This is a genomic window from Culturomica sp., assembly GCF_003524185.1.
In the GTDB taxonomy this organism is placed as follows: Bacteria; Bacteroidota; Bacteroidia; order Bacteroidales; family Marinifilaceae; genus Culturomica; species Culturomica massiliensis.
This window is the reverse complement of record NZ_DOED01000038.1, coordinates 22,587-39,908: the sequence shown is the minus strand read 5'-3', so window position 1 is coordinate 39,908 and position 17,322 is coordinate 22,587. Positions and strand designations below refer to the sequence as shown.

Annotated in this window: 10 protein-coding genes; 3 read left to right on the top strand and 7 right to left on the bottom strand. The window is 41.0% G+C overall.

Annotation, left to right across the window (positions count from 1 at the left end; all coding sequences use genetic code 11):
* Positions 1-182: 182 nt before the first annotated feature.
* The gene (locus tag DD657_RS12935) at positions 183-2,522 is read right to left on the bottom strand and encodes an ABC transporter permease (RefSeq protein ID WP_021989512.1); all 2,340 of its coding nucleotides are present in this window, start codon (positions 2,520-2,522) and stop codon (positions 183-185) included.
* Positions 2,523-2,899: 377 nt separating this feature from the next.
* Here DD657_RS12935 and DD657_RS12930 point away from each other — a divergent pair, with 377 nt between their 5' ends.
* Positions 2,900-3,631: a transposase gene (locus DD657_RS12930; RefSeq protein WP_353745299.1), complete on the top strand. Its 732-nt coding sequence runs from the start codon at positions 2,900-2,902 to the stop codon at positions 3,629-3,631.
* A 100-nt stretch (positions 3,632-3,731) separates the two neighbouring features.
* Here DD657_RS12930 and DD657_RS12925 read toward each other — a convergent pair whose 3' ends face one another.
* From DD657_RS12925 to DD657_RS12900, 6 genes are all read right to left on the bottom strand, one after another.
* Entirely contained in the window at positions 3,732-4,442 is a 711-nt protein-coding gene (locus tag DD657_RS12925; RefSeq protein WP_021989514.1) for a hypothetical protein, read from the bottom strand.
* A 109-nt stretch (positions 4,443-4,551) separates the two neighbouring features.
* Complete coding sequence (locus DD657_RS12920) at positions 4,552-6,915, bottom strand: ABC transporter permease (RefSeq protein ID WP_287050174.1); 2,364 nt, start codon at positions 6,913-6,915, stop codon at positions 4,552-4,554.
* 28 nt (positions 6,916-6,943) lie between these two features.
* Positions 6,944-9,259, bottom strand: coding sequence for an ABC transporter permease (locus tag DD657_RS12915; protein ID WP_287050172.1), 2,316 nt, complete (start codon positions 9,257-9,259; stop codon positions 6,944-6,946).
* Positions 9,260-9,344: 85 nt separating this feature from the next.
* Entirely contained in the window at positions 9,345-10,043 is a 699-nt protein-coding gene (locus tag DD657_RS12910; RefSeq protein WP_021989517.1) for an ABC transporter ATP-binding protein, read from the bottom strand.
* Positions 10,044-10,221: 178 nt separating this feature from the next.
* On the bottom strand, positions 10,222-12,576 hold the full coding sequence (locus tag DD657_RS12905) for an ABC transporter permease (RefSeq protein ID WP_287050169.1): 2,355 nt from the start codon (positions 12,574-12,576) through the stop codon (positions 10,222-10,224).
* 20 nt (positions 12,577-12,596) lie between these two features.
* Positions 12,597-14,918: an ABC transporter permease gene (locus tag DD657_RS12900; RefSeq protein ID WP_287050167.1), complete on the bottom strand. Its 2,322-nt coding sequence runs from the start codon at positions 14,916-14,918 to the stop codon at positions 12,597-12,599.
* Between the two features lie 240 nt (positions 14,919-15,158).
* On the opposite strand from DD657_RS12900, the gene DD657_RS12895 reads away from it, so the two are divergent.
* Together DD657_RS12895 and DD657_RS12890 are read left to right on the top strand one after the other, a co-directional pair.
* On the top strand, positions 15,159-15,986 hold the full coding sequence (locus DD657_RS12895; RefSeq protein ID WP_287050165.1) for a 3'(2'),5'-bisphosphate nucleotidase CysQ family protein: 828 nt from the start codon (positions 15,159-15,161) through the stop codon (positions 15,984-15,986).
* A gap of 7 nt (positions 15,987-15,993) precedes the next feature.
* A complete protein-coding gene (locus DD657_RS12890) occupies positions 15,994-17,292 on the top strand; it encodes a M18 family aminopeptidase (protein ID WP_287050162.1) in 1,299 nt (432 codons plus the stop codon).
* The last annotated feature ends 30 nt before the right edge of the window (positions 17,293-17,322 follow it).

Sequence of the window (17,322 nt, the reverse complement as noted above, 5' to 3'; positions counted from 1 at the left end):
TCCTTTCTGCCGGATTAATGACGACTCCCGTTCACTGACGAATATTCGTTTCACTTACGGATTATACTTCGCTGTACATCCCTGTTAAGAGAACCTACGGTTCTGCTTTATTTTCAATCGTAAATTCTTTTCAACCTTGTATTTCAATTTAAAATCTAAAATCATACATCTGAAATTGAAATTTATTCCATTTTCAAAACCCTTACCGGATTGACATTGGCAGCCTTCCAGGTTTGGTAGCTTACAGTCAGTAACGTAACGATAAACGTAATTATTCCGACTGCAATGAATACCCACCAGGACATTTCCGTCCGGTCTGTAAAACTTTCCAACCAACGAGATATAAAAATATAAGCCAACGGACAGGCCAGAACAAAAGATATTCCGATCCAGACAAAGAAACTACGATTCAGAATTACTAACAATTCCGGCACAGACGCCCCGTTTACCTTCCGTACCCCGATTTCTTTCAATCGGCGTTGCGTCGTATAATAAGCCATAGCAAATAATCCGGCGATACTGATCAGCAACGTTATTCCCATCGCAGCGGCCAGAATCTGCCCGGCATTCGTTTCCGCCTTATACAACCGGGCATAGGTATCATCCAAGAAATGATATTCAAAAGGTGTACCCGGATTCAATTCATTCCACTTAGATTGTATCACCCGAACGGCTTCTCCCGGATTACCCTGCACTTTAAAAAGTACGGTCGGCGTTCCGACCCCTCCCTTGGAAAATTCAAAATAAATCTGCGGGTCTACCCCCTGATGCAACGACTTGGTCTGTGCATCCTTAACGACTCCACGCACGATATGGTATTCCCCATCCGTATAAATTCTTTCGCCGACAGGTTCGGAAAAACCCAATACACGGGCCGCCGTTTCATTTAAAATGCAATAATGCAACGAATCGCCCGTCTCCTCGGCAAACTCTCTTCCCATAACCATCTTCATGCCCATCATATCGAAATAGTTCGGCTCAATCTGACAAAACTCCATCAGATAATCCTGTTCGTCTCCGGGATTCCTCACCGTATTACCACGACACCAACCTGCCGGATCGATATCTTTCAACGTTACATCGACAATACCCGGCTCATTTCTCATCTCATTACGAAAGGCCTGGTAATTCTTCACAAATCCGCCCCGGTCATACACATACACCACATTATCCTTATCAAACCCCAGGTCTTTACCGATCATATAATTTACTTGTTTATTAATAAAAAATACAGAGATCAGGATCACAATCGCCGCCGTAAATTGAGCGATAATCAATCCTTTTTGTAAAAAAGAGAGATTCTTACCTTTAAATTGTCCTTTCAAAGTCGCTACAGCATTGAATTTAGTCATATACAAAGCAGGAAACGTACCGGCCGTCAGCATAACGAACAAAATAACCAAAACTAAAAAAACATATAAAAAAGGATTCAGAAAACTAATGGCTAAATGATAATCAGCCAAGCGGTTAAACAAGGGCAAAGCAATTACTGCCAGCACCAAACCCACAATCACCGACATTATCACATAATAAAACGTTTCCTTATAAAATTCTCTGACCAACATTCCTTTCTCTGCTCCATGAGTCTTTTTAACACCTATCGATTTTGCCCTCAAAAAAGAAGTGGAAACAAACAGATTGATAAAATTAATGCAGGCAATCAGCAAAATCACAAAAGCCGTCAGTACAAACACCATCACCAAACTTCTGTTTCCATGTATTACAGAATCGAATTTAAACGAATCGTTAAAATGAATATCGTACAACGGCTGTAATTTATACTCAAAATTAATCTGTTTAAACATAGGGACTACCGAATATATCATCCGGGTCATCTCTTTTTCAAGTTCAGGAAGCGCAGTTGCATCCGCAATTTTAAAATAAGTAATAAAACTATCGCTTGACCCGTATGACAAATCATTCGCCCAAAATCCGATAAACGGAGTCACAATATTGGCTTTTAAATGAGAATTTTCCGGCATGTTAAACATCAAAGCCGTCACGGTATAATCTTTCCCCCTGATATTCATGATTTTACCCAACGGATCTTCTCCCGGGAAATAACGATTGGCAGCATATTCATCGATCACTATTCCATCCGGAGCCGAAAGACAGGTTTTCGGGTCTCCGGCTTTCAGCGGAAAAGTGAAAAAAGTAAAAAAATTGGAATCTGCCATTGCCATGTCATTGTCCGGATAAAGCACGTCATTCACCTTCAATTCCCCGTTCTGCGGGTTCACCCGGCACATACTTTCTATCTCTGGAAACTTACGCACAGCATCCGCCCCCAATTGTTTGTAAGTAGCACCTATCTGAGTCAGGGTATTGTTCATCATCAAAGAACCGTAAACCCGGTATATTTTATTTCCGTCCTTCTGAAATTTATCAAAACTAAATTCATTTGCAGCCCATAACCCTATCAGTATCACAACGGCAACCGCCACAGCCAGACTGCCGATACTCAATATGCCTACGGTTTTCTGCTTCTGCAAATTCCGGGAAAACACTTTTAAACTATTCATATCTATTTTTAATTAAAATCAAACAATCAGATTATAATGATCAATCCCTGTGCCAAACAACATAAATAATTGATAGCTAATATATAACAAACAAGCACACCTCTCTCGAATGTCTAAATTATTGACACCCTTGTCAAATAATTTACCATCTTTTTACACCCAAAATTACACACTGGGACGGACTCATTGTGTAATTTTAAAATAGAAAGCTCCCGGATAATAAGGAGCTACACCAGGAATCATAAAAGATTACAGAAATAGAATCTGTTTTTTATCACTCCTTACCGAGATTATAGATCTTTTATTAAAACGAACAGGTATTGAAATACATTTTAATATTTTGTAAATTTGGTATGTGTGTTAATCCTTAACCGAATATGCCGAGACATGCCCGACAACGATCTATAACCGACATATACCACGTTATGTTACGTGGTATAGACCGAACCGTAATATTCTTAGAAAATGACGACAGGCAAATGTTTCTAAATTTACTCAGACGACAGGCATCACCGGAATTTAAAATCTACTGTTACTGTCTCATGACAAATCATATACACCTTATACTTGAAAGTCAAAAACTCAGTAAATACATGCACCATCTTGCAACAGGATATGCCTTATGGTTCAATCACAAATATGCACGCCGGGGCTACTTATATCAGGACCGTTTTAAAAGCGAAGCTATAGAAAACGAATCTTATCTACTACAATGCTTCCGTTATATCTTACAAAATCCCATAAAAGCAGGTGTATGCAACAATGCGCATGAATATCAATGGAGTAGTTATAATAGCTATTTTTCTTCCGCCAACACTTTCGTTTACACAAATTTTTTAAATCTGTTTTTTACAACCCCAAAAGACTTTGAAACCTATATTGCAACCGAATGTTCTATAAAATGTATTGATATCGAAGACAACACAAAAATGTCGTATGACCTGATCCGCAAAATTTTTAAACACAAACTAAAGGGGCGAAAAATAACGGATTTATCTAAAACAGAATCCAGACAAATCGTCAAAGAATTAAAAAAAGAAACCCGTGCCAGTTTACGTCTACTTTCCCTGATTACAGGAATGAGTATCGGTGTCATCCGATATTTATAACAAGATTTAGTATCCGGTTAAAATTCTGATTTAAAACACATTACCCCTTATTTTTGTTTCTGAAATTACACAATGAGTCCGTCCCAGTGTGTAAATTCGGTTATTTATGGCTGTATTTCTTTTCGATCATTGCGATAGCCTGATCCAAAGCCTCCTTAGAATCCAGGTACGAGGACTCATAATTGACTCCTGTTGAAGTAAATTCCAGGATATTAACAAATTGAAGATTATCTAAATGATAACGGCAGATATTACGAATATTTTCTTTTTCATTTCCTTCCCACTTTTTTCCTCCTTTCTGAAACTCTACATCCGTAAAAATAAGTTCAGCATATTTTGATTTCAAACCATAAAACCAATTTACCACTTCCTGCATTCTCTTCAGTTCATTGTATGCTTTCACAATTTGCAAAATCAATTCTTTATCCTGAATTCGCTGTGATAAAGACGACATCTTCAGCATTTCCAGCGCATCAGTAACATAAATAAACAAATCGACCTGAAAAGGAATATTGGCATACATGAGTAAAGAATCCTCCGAAGCATTTTCAAGATTATTCCGATACTGCAATATGTAATTACACGCTCTTCTTTCAAAATTCAAATGTTTATGTATATCCTCTACCCTTTCCCGGTTGAGTTTCAATTCACTTTTGATCAATTGCATGGTATTAGCGACTTGTTTTGATTCGCTATACCTGCTGATAGCGCTACTCCCGGCAAAAGTGACGATAATACCTAAAACAACAACAGACAACTGCAAAACATAATCACCTATTCTCCAACTTGTAAACTTTCTCCACTTTTTCATAATACTCTGCTTATTATATCAGACAAAGACAAACTACTCAAAGAAATTTGGCTTTACGTCCGGCTTTATTATCTTTTGCAAAAATAATAAAAAGAGTTATAATATCTCATTATTCTGTTTTTAATGCTTTTACGGGATTCTCCGTAGCGGCTTTCCAACTCTGCCAACTGATTGTAAATAATGCAATAATCAAAGTAATTACTCCCGCTACCAAAAATATCCACCAATATATCGGTGTTTTGTAACTGAACCCTTCCAGCCAGCGACTCATAGCATACCAGGCCACCGGACAGGCTACGATAAAAGAGAAAAACAACAAACGGAAAAAACTTTTATTCAGCAAAAACATAATCTGACTTTCCGTCGCTCCGTTAACCTTGCGTATACCGATTTCTTTCCGCCTATATTGGGCATTGAATATAATCAATCCATACACTCCGACCAGAGCCAGTACAATTGCAATTCCGCCCATCAAAGACACGACTTGCATCAACCGCTTTTCACTCTCATACTTCTGCTGTAAAGAATCGTCCAAAAAATGAAGCTCGAATATCCCCTCCGGGGCTAAATGTTCATATACATGACGAATTTGCTGTATCGTTTGGGACACATCTCCTCCTGCTATTTTAAAAAACATATAGGAATATTCCTGTCCGGCACTACAAAGTAAAACCAAGGGAGCTACCGGTTTGCGTAAAGACATATAATGAATATCGTTCACAACACCGATAAACTGACCATTCCCCACAATATCCTGAGGTATATTCCGCCCGAAATAACGGTCGAGTACCGGTTGTTTCTGAATAGCCGTTTCATTCATAATAAGTTGGTAACCGGATAAGTTCGAAGCAGAGAAATTATCTCCTTTTACCAATGTCATCCCGAAAAAATCCAAAAAATTCTTATAAACCCCTATTCTGTCGAGTTGTATAGCCTCTCCGTCCAGCTCTGTTCCACTGCTGGAAACGAAGTCATTTCCGGGAACATAATCGGAAAACGTATAATCCAACACTCCCGGTATCGCGGTTACTTCCGAAATCAAAGCCTCCTGATTCTTTTCAATCTTATCGTCCAGGATCATCCAGGCTATATTTTCCGTCTGATAACCCAACGAATAGTGTTGCATAAACCGATACTGGTTTCCCATAATCAGCGTACATGTTATGAGCACAATTGAGATTACAAACTGGAAGGCCATCAGTCCATTCCGCAAGCGGATACCTTTGGGTGTCATAACAAAACTTCCTTTCAACACAACAGCCGGCTCAAATGAAGTTACATAAAATGCGGGGTATATCCCGGCTATAATTCCCAACAAAACAGCCAGTCCAGCCACACCTCCTAAAAGTAACCCATGATTGGCCGGAGCCAAAGACATCGAAAACAGTCCGGACAATCCGGACATTGAAAACAACTGTAATATGCCCAAAGACAATAAAAACGCTACACAGGTATAGACCACAGCTTCTCCTAACAATCGCAACCGTAACGTCATTACGGTAGCGCCCAGCACTTTTTGGGTATTGATGCTTTTCATCCGGGTAGGCGCCAGAGACATCGAAAAATTCACAAAATTGATACCGGCAATCAATATGATTAAAATGCCAACAGCCAGCATAACGGCGGCGTTTCTACGGTTTCCCTTATCCGATGTGTCATAAATTACCGTATTGTCATAAAAAATATCCGTGAGAGGCGATACCCGTAAATAGGATTTCCCTTCCTGTTCCATCTGTTCTTTCTTATGCAACCCTTCAAAAATCTGATCCAATGTCTCGATTTTAAGATTATTCACTTGCTGCTGCAAGGCATCCCGATCGGAATTAGCCGCCAGAACAAAAATCTGCCCATCCCAATTTCCCCACTCTTCCTGTTCTACAAAACGGGTATAACACGTATTTTTAAAAATCGAATTTAGCGGCATATCTTCATATACGGCAGCAACGGTATATACCTTTCCCCCGCTACTTATCTGTTTCCCGACAGCGGAACCGCCCTCAAACCAGGTACGGGCAAAACTTTGAGGCAACATCAACATATCCGGCTCTGTCAAGGCTTGATGAGCATCCCCTTCCAATACGTTTATTCCCAACATGTCCGCAAAAGAAGCGGTAGCCGAATTTATAGGCGCTTTGAATTTATCGGTTGTCCCATCCGTTTTCTTTTTCAGAAAAACACTTTGATGGGAATTGGCGATGATAAAATAATCATCTACCAACGGACTCTGATCTTTCAATAAACCACCGATAGGAGTGGGTCCGAAAGCCGCATACTGCAAATTCATGGGAAACAACAACTCCATCCGGAAAATCCGGTCGGCATTTTTATGGAAACGGTCGTATCCTTCCTGAAATGACAACTGAATGACAATCACAGCAAAGGCAGCAAAGGCTACCGATAATCCGACAACATTCAATATCCCCGCTGTCTTAAAGCGTTTGAAATTCTGAACAAACTCTCTGGCAATACGCATAACTTTTATTTTAATATTTCGATCTAAATTATTCTGAACGCAGGGAATGGACCGGATTCTCCATAGCAGCCCGGACTGTTCGCCACAGAAGAGCGGACAAAGCAACCAAGAGGGTCAGCACTCCCGAAAAAATAAAAATCCACCAACTCATTTCCGTCCGTTGCAAATAGGATTCCAACCAACGGTTCATAAAATAATAAGCCAAAGGGCAGGCTACGACAAATCCCATCAGAATCGGTTTCATAAAACCGATATTCAATAACCACACGATCTCCGTTACTTTCGCCCCATTGACGCGGCGTACGCCGATCTCTTTCCGTTTTTGCTCGATCATAAAAGTCGCCAGACCGAATAAACCCAGACATGAAATAATAATCGCCAATAAAGTGAAAAACGATACCATCCGGGCCGATTGTTTCTCTGTCATCAACCACGATTGTACGTTATCATCCAAAAAACGGACAACCGGCTCTTCTCCGAATACTTTTGCTGCTTGTTGCCGCACGGTTTCATATAAAGCAGCCAAATCAGTCCCGGAAATCCGGACACTCAATTGCTTCGTATAATTGTCCCGGTTCTCCGGTTTCATCGGAAAAATAACAAGGGGTTGGGCTACAGCTTTGAAATCATTGAATTTAAAATTATCCAGTACCCCTACAATTTTCATATTCTGACTGTTCCGGCTAAGGTATTTGCCTATCGGTTTTTCTCCACCCATTAGATCCGCCATTTTCCGGTTAATAACAATTCCTTCGTAATTATCCGTAAAAAATTCACCTTCTTCCGGCCGGACATCGTACACATTCGCCCAATCGGCATCCGCCCAGGTAAAATATACCAAAGGATTAAAAGCAGGATCTTTTCCTTCCCATTCAAACCCCAATCCGTTCCAGAAAATCCGGGCCGGGATAGAAGTCGAAGCACTTACCGCTTTAATTCCCGACAGATGTTGTAATTCTTCCTTCAATACATAAGCTTTTTGTTGCTGGGATTCATTGCGCAGAGAAACCTGCAACACCTCGTCCCAGGTATATCCCAAGTCCATTTTCTGATACATCCGAATCTGACGCCCGATCACCAAGGTACATATAATAAGGGTTATTGATACGACAAACTGAACCACCACCAGCGTTTTACGCAAGCGGCCACTCCATGTGCCTCCCGACCTTCCGCCTTTTAACACTTTCACCGGCGAGAATGAAGCCAAATAAAAAGAAGGATATAATCCTGCCAATAAAGTCGTCAGAAGAACCAATCCGCTACTTACCCACAATACCGAAGGATTCAGCAAATCAGCCATTTGAAATGAACTTCCAATAATCCTTCCGAACACAGGGACAATGGCATAAGCCAACAGAAAGGCCAATACAAAAGAACAGGCCACCAACAAAAACGTATTCGATAAATGGATGACAACCAAATGCCAGCGGGTTGCTCCGACGAGCTTCCGGACGCTTGTCTGAACTGCGGAACGGGCAAAAGCCGCAGTCGAAAGATTGATAAAATTAATACATGCAATCAGCAATATTACCAGTGCAATAACCCCCATCAGCCGCACCTCCTTCATCTGTCCCCAATCGTACAGATAACGGTCTTTCAATGGAGCTGCTTTCACATACAACTGATATTCCGGCACTGCTTTTATCGCCCGGTCTTTAGCCACCCGGGCAAATTCGTCAAAAGCCGACATATCCCGCAGCAACACATAAGTTTCATAACTGTTATTGTACCAGGCTGTCAAACCCTCCCCTTCCCGTTCTATCGGCAGAAAAACGATGCTTTCAGAACCGGCAGTAGCTACCGTCCGACGACGCGGCATATCTTCCACTACCCCACAAACGATAAATGTGCCGAATTCAAATTGCAAAGACTGGCCAAGCGGAGAATGATCTCCGAAAATCATCAACGCGGCAGAACGGGTCAACACACAACGTTCTTTTTCTCCGGACTCATAAGGAACACCTTCGATAAAATCCAAAGAAAATATTTTAAAAAGGTCATTATCTGCATCATAAGCCGCTACCCCGAAGTTTTCCGCTCCACACTTTACAGTACGGGCTGCGAAATTTAAGCGAACACCGGCTTCTACTTCAGGACGTTCCATTTTTAAAGCCGGCATCACGGCAGGAGCCACCCCTCCGAATGGCTGACTTCCCTCATGATATCCCTGTAAAGACACGATCCGGTCTATATTCTTAAAACCGCGATCGGTTTGCAATTGACCGACTACCCACATCATAATCAATAAACAACAAGCCAACCCCGTCACTAAGCCCAACATATTGATCAGATAAGACTGTCGATTCCCCTTAAAAGTCCGGAAAAAATTCCTAAACATATTCATATTCAAGACCCAATAAAATTCTACCTAATCTTACCCTCTATATTTTGTAAGATCAAAACGATACGTCCCAATTGATATGTAAACCTCAAAGTTTCAATCCCCCATCGATCTGGACCGTGCCTTCCTTAAGGTATCCGTCCATAATATTTACAATACGGGTACCGTATCTGGCATTTTGCTCGGAGTGAGTGACCTGAATAATCGTCATTCCTTCCTCCTGATTCAATTTTTTCAACAATTCCATAATTTGTTTTCCCTGCTCGGAATGCAAATTACCGGTCGGCTCATCGGCAAGCAATAATTTAGGCTTAGCCACGATAGCCCGGGCTATCCCGACCAATTGCTGCTGACCTCCCGATAATTGTTCCGGAAACAAATCCTGCTTGGCTACAATATTGAAACGATCCAGAATATCTGCAACTATCGCTTTCCGTTCTTTACCCTTCACCCCTTTATATACCAACGGCATCTCGATATTCTCGTATACATTCATATCTTCCAACAAATGGTAAGCCTGAAAAATAAAACCGATATAATTCCGATGACAAAGATTTTTATCTTTCTCACTCATTTTATGCACCGGATTTCCCATAAAATAATACTCTCCCTCCGAAGGTTCGTCCAACATCCCGACAATATTCAACAACGTTGATTTCCCCGCTCCGCTCGGTCCCATAATACTTACAAATTCTCCCTCATTTACCGTGAAATCAATATTTTTCAAAATAAACGTACGTTGAAAACGGGATTTATAATACTTATCTACCTTTCTTAATTCGATCATGACTGTTATTTTTAATTATTTATTCGAATATTGTCATTCATACACCAAAAGGTATACCATTTTTCATAAGACACAGGATAACAACAAGTTCTTATTTAATCCATAAATTCAGATTGTCTAATAATTAGACAAAACAGTCTAAATATTAGACAATCCTTCCTAGCTTACCTGTTCTTCCTTAGATTTCATTTTTGAACATTTCTACCGGATTCAATCCGGCTGCAGTCCTGGATTGCCAGATGACAGTCAGAAAACCGACGGAAAAAATAAAGCCGCCTGCCAACAGGTAAGTCCACAGCGTAAAATCTGCCTTATACAGAAATTGTTTCATCCACTCTTCGGTAAAATAAAAAGCCAAGGGCAAAGCGATCAGAAAAGCGACTCCGATCCATATCATAAATTGTCTGCAAATCAACAACATCACCTGATTTCCGCTGGCACCGTTGATTTTCCGGACACCGATCTCTTTTTTCCGGCTTTCCACAGTATACCAAGCCAGTCCGAACAATCCCACTCCTGTCAACAATAAACTGACCCACATGAATATCCATACCGTTTTCATCAGTCTCAACTCATCCCGGTGAAAACCTTTATATATATCTGCCATGGTCAAGCAGGACAAACCGGTATTTCCCGGAGCCGTTTCGTACCACAATGTATTTATCTTCATCTTCAAATCGGCATAAGAGGTATTTTCCCCTGCTTTAACAACCAAACGCCCTGCTCCGGAGGGATCGGGATGCAGCACCATCGGAGGAATCCTCATGGAAAAACGATCCACCTGAAAATCATTTACTACTCCAACGACCGTCTTCCGGCTTTTATCCCAATAATCGAATGTGTAACCGAGAATTGCGGACTTCCCGACCAGAGAAGCGAAAGTTTCATTCACCAATACCTGATCCGATTTTGCAGAAAGAGATGAAAAACCGTTCCCCATCAAAATTTTTACGCCATATACATCAAAATAGGAATCATCACAATCGAAAACACAATAATTGATATCTCCGGTCTGTCCGCTCATATTCTGGGTCATTTTAGTCGTCGTCACCGCCTCAATTTCCGGCAACGTCCGCAGTTGATTCCGGAAGGCGTCCCAGGTTTTCTCATCAAAATTTCCAGAGGTAGGATTCACTGCAACGATCCGGTCGGAATCCGGACGGCTGTGTGCGATGTATTCCATCTGCCGGTGAATATTCAACACGACAGCCACCAAAACAGCGGAAACGACAAATTGAGCGACAACCATACCTTTAATCAATTCCGATTTACGCTGAGTTTCATTTTTCAATACCGCACTCAACTGTATTTTCCCCAAACGGGAAAAAATATAAAAAGAAGGACCTACGGACAAAACGACGATCAGAAGTAAAAATACAATCCGGGCCGGACCGTAAAATACGGCAGAAAGCGACAGGTCTGCACCTAAAAAGGCGTTGAACACCGGTAATATTTCATAAATCAGCCACACTGCTATTCCAAAAGACAGCACAACCTGTATAAAAGTTTCGGTGATTAACTGTAAGCGCATACTCCCGACCAAGGCCCCGCACACCATTTGCTGACCTGTATTCCGCAACCGCTGCATATTCCGGGTCATACTGATGTTAACATAGTTAAAACAAGCGATGAGCAATATCGCCAAAGCAATACTTAAACTAATATACAATAACGATTTATCACGCCCTCTTAACAGAGAACAATACTCCGTAGGATTAAAATAAATCTGATCTGCCGGCAAGAGCCTCACTTTACCATCTGCCAATTCCATCAACCCGGCATTTTGATCGATTTTCTTTTCCAGAACAAACCGGTCAGCCTTCGGATTTAATTTCACAAAAGCGTAAAATTCCAATCCCCGAGTTTCCTCCCTGGTCAAAATTTCCCGAGACAATCCCTGAAGCATATTACAACACAGAATACTGTTCTTCATGTCTTTGAACACTGCCGCAACTGTATATTCTTGCCTGGCGTCGACCCAATAACCGTAACCTTTCTCCACGGGCATATATTTCCGGATTTCCATCGTAAGTACCTTCCCCAAAGGATTTTCCTCTCCGAACAGTTTTCGGCCGTAAGATTCCGAAACAGCCAGTTCCGTTGTCCCGGACAATACCCGCTCCAAATCTCCCGATACGACTTCCGGTTTAAAAAAATCGAGAAATTCAGGTAATACGGAAAAATATTTTTCGGTATACAAAAGTCCCTTATCCTGTACTATAGCTGCATCCTCACCTTTGAATACACAGATGTCCCGGATATCCGGGAAGGTTTCCTGCAAACGTACCGGCAGTTCCGATTCTACCGAAAACATTTTCACATGATTATACTGAGAATTCTCACTCTCAATGATATAAGTACACTCACTATCCGGTACCGAATCCGCAATCCGGTATTCCCGCATAACGAAAGCAATCAATAGCACACTACACGTCAATCCACTGACCAGACTCAAAAGAGAAATGAAAGTATACACTTTATTTCTGGCCCATCCCCGAAAAATCATCTTTATCTGAACATACTTTATCAACATAATCCAATATATAAGAATTTTTACTCACTCTTTAAAGATTTTACCGGATTGACCATCGCAGCCTTTACACTTTGCCATCCTACCATTAACAAGGCGATACAACCGGCAAAACAACCGGCCATACCGAAAATCCACCAATTCAAATCAGTACGATAAGCAAAGCCGTCGAGCCAGTCGGACATAGCATACCAGGCTATCGGACAAGCCAGTACAAATGCTAATGCAATCCATTTCATAAAACTAGCCACAAGCATACGCAACACTTCCGCTACAGTCGCTCCATTCACTCTGCGGATTCCGATTTCTTTCACCCGTTGCTGTATAAAATAAGTGGCCATGGCCAAGATTCCCATCATCGACAGCACAATAGCCAAGGCCGAGAAATAACCGATCAACCGGGCTGTCCGTTCACTGCTTTCATACCATTGGCTGATCTCCTGATCCATAAACATCGCCTCGACCGGAACACCACCTATAAATTCCTTGTAGGTAGCCTGTACCTGCCGGAACACTTTCCCCGGATTCGTCGTATTGATTTTTACCAGAATACTCCAAGGCCATTCTTCATCATTTAACGGCTTGATCCAGGCCGGCCCCACTTCCCGGGTAAGATCCCGGAAATGAAAATTTTTAACCACTCCGAACACCGGAATAGCCTCACCTCCATATGGATTACATTCGACAGGCCGATCAGGCAATTCCAATGCTTTGACAGCAGCTTCATTTAACCACAATCCGTTTTTAGAAATTGCCACATCATTTTTCATGACTTCTATTCCCAACAAAGAAAAAAAAGCGGTATCCACTTTAAATTCCTGAAAACTCAAAGCTTTATCTTTATAGGAAAACGAATTGTTATTTCCTCCATCGACAGGACTCCCACACACAAAAGAAACACCCACTACACTCGGTATTTTTTCGAACTCACTCCGTAATGCCATTTTTTGTGCCCCACTTACCTGGTTCTCCATCCAAATTATATTTTCCTTATCGAATCCCAGATTGTAATTCCGCATAAAATCCGTTTGCCGCCAAATGACCGCAGTACAAACGACCAATGCAATCGCCACCGTATATTGAAAACAAATCAATGCTTTACTATATACACCCTTTGTTTTTTTCCGGAAAGCTCCTTTTACGACATCTATCGGATTAAAACGGGTAATCAGGAATGCAGGCGCCAAACCGGCCACCAAGCCTAATAATGCCAATGCCAACACAGCAATACCGATGGTTCCTATATTCAAATGAGTTGCTACTGAAACATGTGTACTCAGCAACTGATTAAAGATAGGCTGAAATAAAAAGCTAAAGCCTAAGGCCAAAATAAAAGAAATAAAACAAAGAGCCTCCGACTCCCAGATAAACTGCCGGAAAAGAGAAGCGCTATCGGTTCCCAACAATTTTTTTACAGCCGCTTCTTTTGCCCGGAAACCGGCCTGGGCTATCGATAAATTATTATAGTTGATCAATGCCAATACCAGAATAACGAAGGCAATCGCAGATAAAACAACAACCAAAGTCCTACTGTTACCGTGTATTCCTTGCCCGTCTTTCCCGCCGAAATATATTTCTGTCAAAGGTTCGAAACTGAATTCCTTAACATATCCTCTTTTAAACATCCAATAATTTGCCTTAAAATCTTCTAAGATCAAAGGTGCTTTCGAAGACAGGTCTGTTCCTTCTTTTGCCATAACATAAAGTCCGAAAGAACTGTTGTTATTATTCGTTAACAAATCAGGATACCCCCAAAGATCGGCTAAAAACGGAAATTGCAATACACCATCACATGTATTGAAATGTGTATTTTCAGGTATATCTTCCATAATTCCCGTTACCACCAATTTCAAATCACCTTCACAAGTGATCTCCTTTCCTATGATATCTTCACTCCCGAATAATTTCCGGGCATAAGAACGGGTCAATACGACTGAATTACGTGTCTTCAGTACTTCCCCGGGCATTCCTTCCAGCAAACGAAAAGAAAACATTTTGAAAAAAGTAGAATCTGCCAACAGAAAATTGAAATTTACCTTCTCTTTCTGACTGTTTTCAATAAACGTAGAATTTTGAAATAAACGGGTATAGCATTCTATTTCCGGGTATTTACTTTGTAATTCTCCGCCGATTAAAGTACCGAAACTGGAGCGATCCTCATTAACGGCCCTAAAAATGCGGTCTTTATTCCGATGAAACTGATCAACCGATAATTCTTGCTGGATGTATATGCTCAATAAAATGACGAACGTCAACGATAAGGCAAAACCAAATACTGTAATCCCGGTATAAAGTTTATCTCGAACCAATGTGCGTAAAAAAACTTTCAAATTAGAAGCACTCATATCTAAATATTTTAATATATCTACTCTTTTTTTTGATATTCATTATTCTATCAACAAATATGCCAACGCAATAAACCACTGTTTACCAACAAATTAAACAACATACATCAGACTGATATGTCCAAATAATTGACAGAGATGTACAAAATATTTACAACTTATCAAAAGTATAATATTTAATTTTCAAATTCCGATTTTTATTAGTTACTTTATCCTATGAAATAAGAAAGCACTAAACCCATGATGATAAAAGAGAAGTTGGATCAAGTCATCGCACTCATTGAGAAGGCGGGAGATGCCCTTTTGGAACTTTACAAAAAACAAGATTTGGACATTTCCATGAAACCGGATGCGACTCCGGTAACAGAAGCGGACAAGTTATCCAATACCTTATTACGCAAAGAACTAAAAGCTTTATTCCCGGACATCCCCATCATCAGTGAAGAATCGAACATTCCGGATTATCACCTCCGGGAATCGTGGAAATATTGTTGGTTGGTGGATCCTCTGGACGGTACAAAAGAATTCATATATAAAAACGGACGCTTCTGTATCAATATTGCTTTAATTTGCGGAACGCAACCCATATTGGGAATAATCAACAACATCCGGGATAAAGAAATCATCTGGGCGTTTAAAGATGATAAATGCTATATTAAAAAAGAAAACCAAATCTCCGAACTGACACCGGTCTCCAACGAAGGGACGAATTTAAAAATGGTCGTCAGTCGTTTTAATATGACAGAAGCTGAGTTCGAATACATCGATTACCTGCAGTCAAAAGGATATAATCTCGAACTTATCCCTTTAGGAGCTTCTGCCAAACATTGTGCAATAGCAAAAGGTGAAGCGGACATTTACCCCAAATTCGGACGTTGCTACGAATGGGATTCGGCTGCGGGTCAGATCATCGTGGAAACCTCCGGCGGTTTGGTTGTCAATCCGACCGACTATTCGAACATCGTATACAACAAGAAGAACATGGAAAATCCACCTTTTATCATGTTCAATAAAAAAATCCGGGAACAAATTGAAGAAGGGAACGAAATATTTATTCATCACAAATAATATATTTATGGAAAAACAGGCAGCTCTAGAATTAATTGACTTTATCAACGAAAGTCCGACGAACTTTCACGCGATACTCAATATTAAAAAGGAATTGATCGCCCATGGATTTACCCAATTGTTTTCCGGTGAAAGCTGGCAAATTGAAAGAGGAAAAAAATATTTCGTTACGAAAAATCATTCTTCTTTGTATGCTTTTATCCCGGGAACAGGCGACATTGCCGAAAACGGTTTCAAACTGATCTGCGCCCATAGTGATTCCCCGACTTTTCGTATCAAACCGCATGCAGAAATACCGGTTGAAGGAAAATACCTGAAACTTAATACAGAAGTTTACGGCGGACCGATCATGTACACCTGGTTCGACCGTCCGTTATCTATGGCAGGCAGAGTATTGATCAAAAGCGACAATCCCCTGAAACCGATTATCCAGTTTATCAATTTTAAACGTCCCTTGCTTACAATACCACATTTGGCCATCCATTTCAACCGGGCAGTCAATGATCAGGGCAACCCGCTGAGTAAGCAAAAAGATATGCTTCCGGTATTGGCGATGATTAACGAACATTTCGAAAAAGAAAATTTCCTGTTGAAACTGATAGCTGAAGAAATGCAAATCCCGGCGGAAAATATCCTGGATTTCGATTTGACGCTGTATAATTTTGAAAAAGGTTGCCTGACGGGATTGAATGAAGAATTTATCTCCTGTGGAAAATTAGACGACCTGGCTATGGCACATGCCGGTTTGAAAGCTTTGATCGATTCCAAAGAATGCCGTAAAACAAAAGTATTGGCCATCTTCGATAACGAAGAAGTAGGCAGCGGAACAAAACAAGGTGCAGGATCTCCCATCCTCCGGACGATTATCGAACGTGTCGTTTTCGGTATGGGCGGCCAGACAGAAGACCTTTACAGGGCCATCCACAACTCATTTATGATTTCGGCAGATATGGCTCATGCCCTGCATCCGAATTATACCGAAAAACACGATCCGACCAATCATCCGGTTATGAACGGCGGGCCGGTCATCAAAATCAATGCCAATCAAAAATACATCACCGACGGAGATTCGGCTGCCGTATTCCAGACCATTTGTCAATTGGCAGGGGTACCTTATCAGACGTTTGTCAATCATTCGGATATGGCAGGGGGATCCACTTTAGGTAACATTCTGCTTTCCCAAATGGAAATGCGGGGTGTAGATATCGGTAACCCGATGTGGGCCATGCATTCGGTACGCGAAACCGGAGGCACAATGGATCACCATTATGTCATCAAGGCCTTTACGGCATTTTACAACATATAAGCCAAAAAACAAAACCGGGAGAAGTTTTTA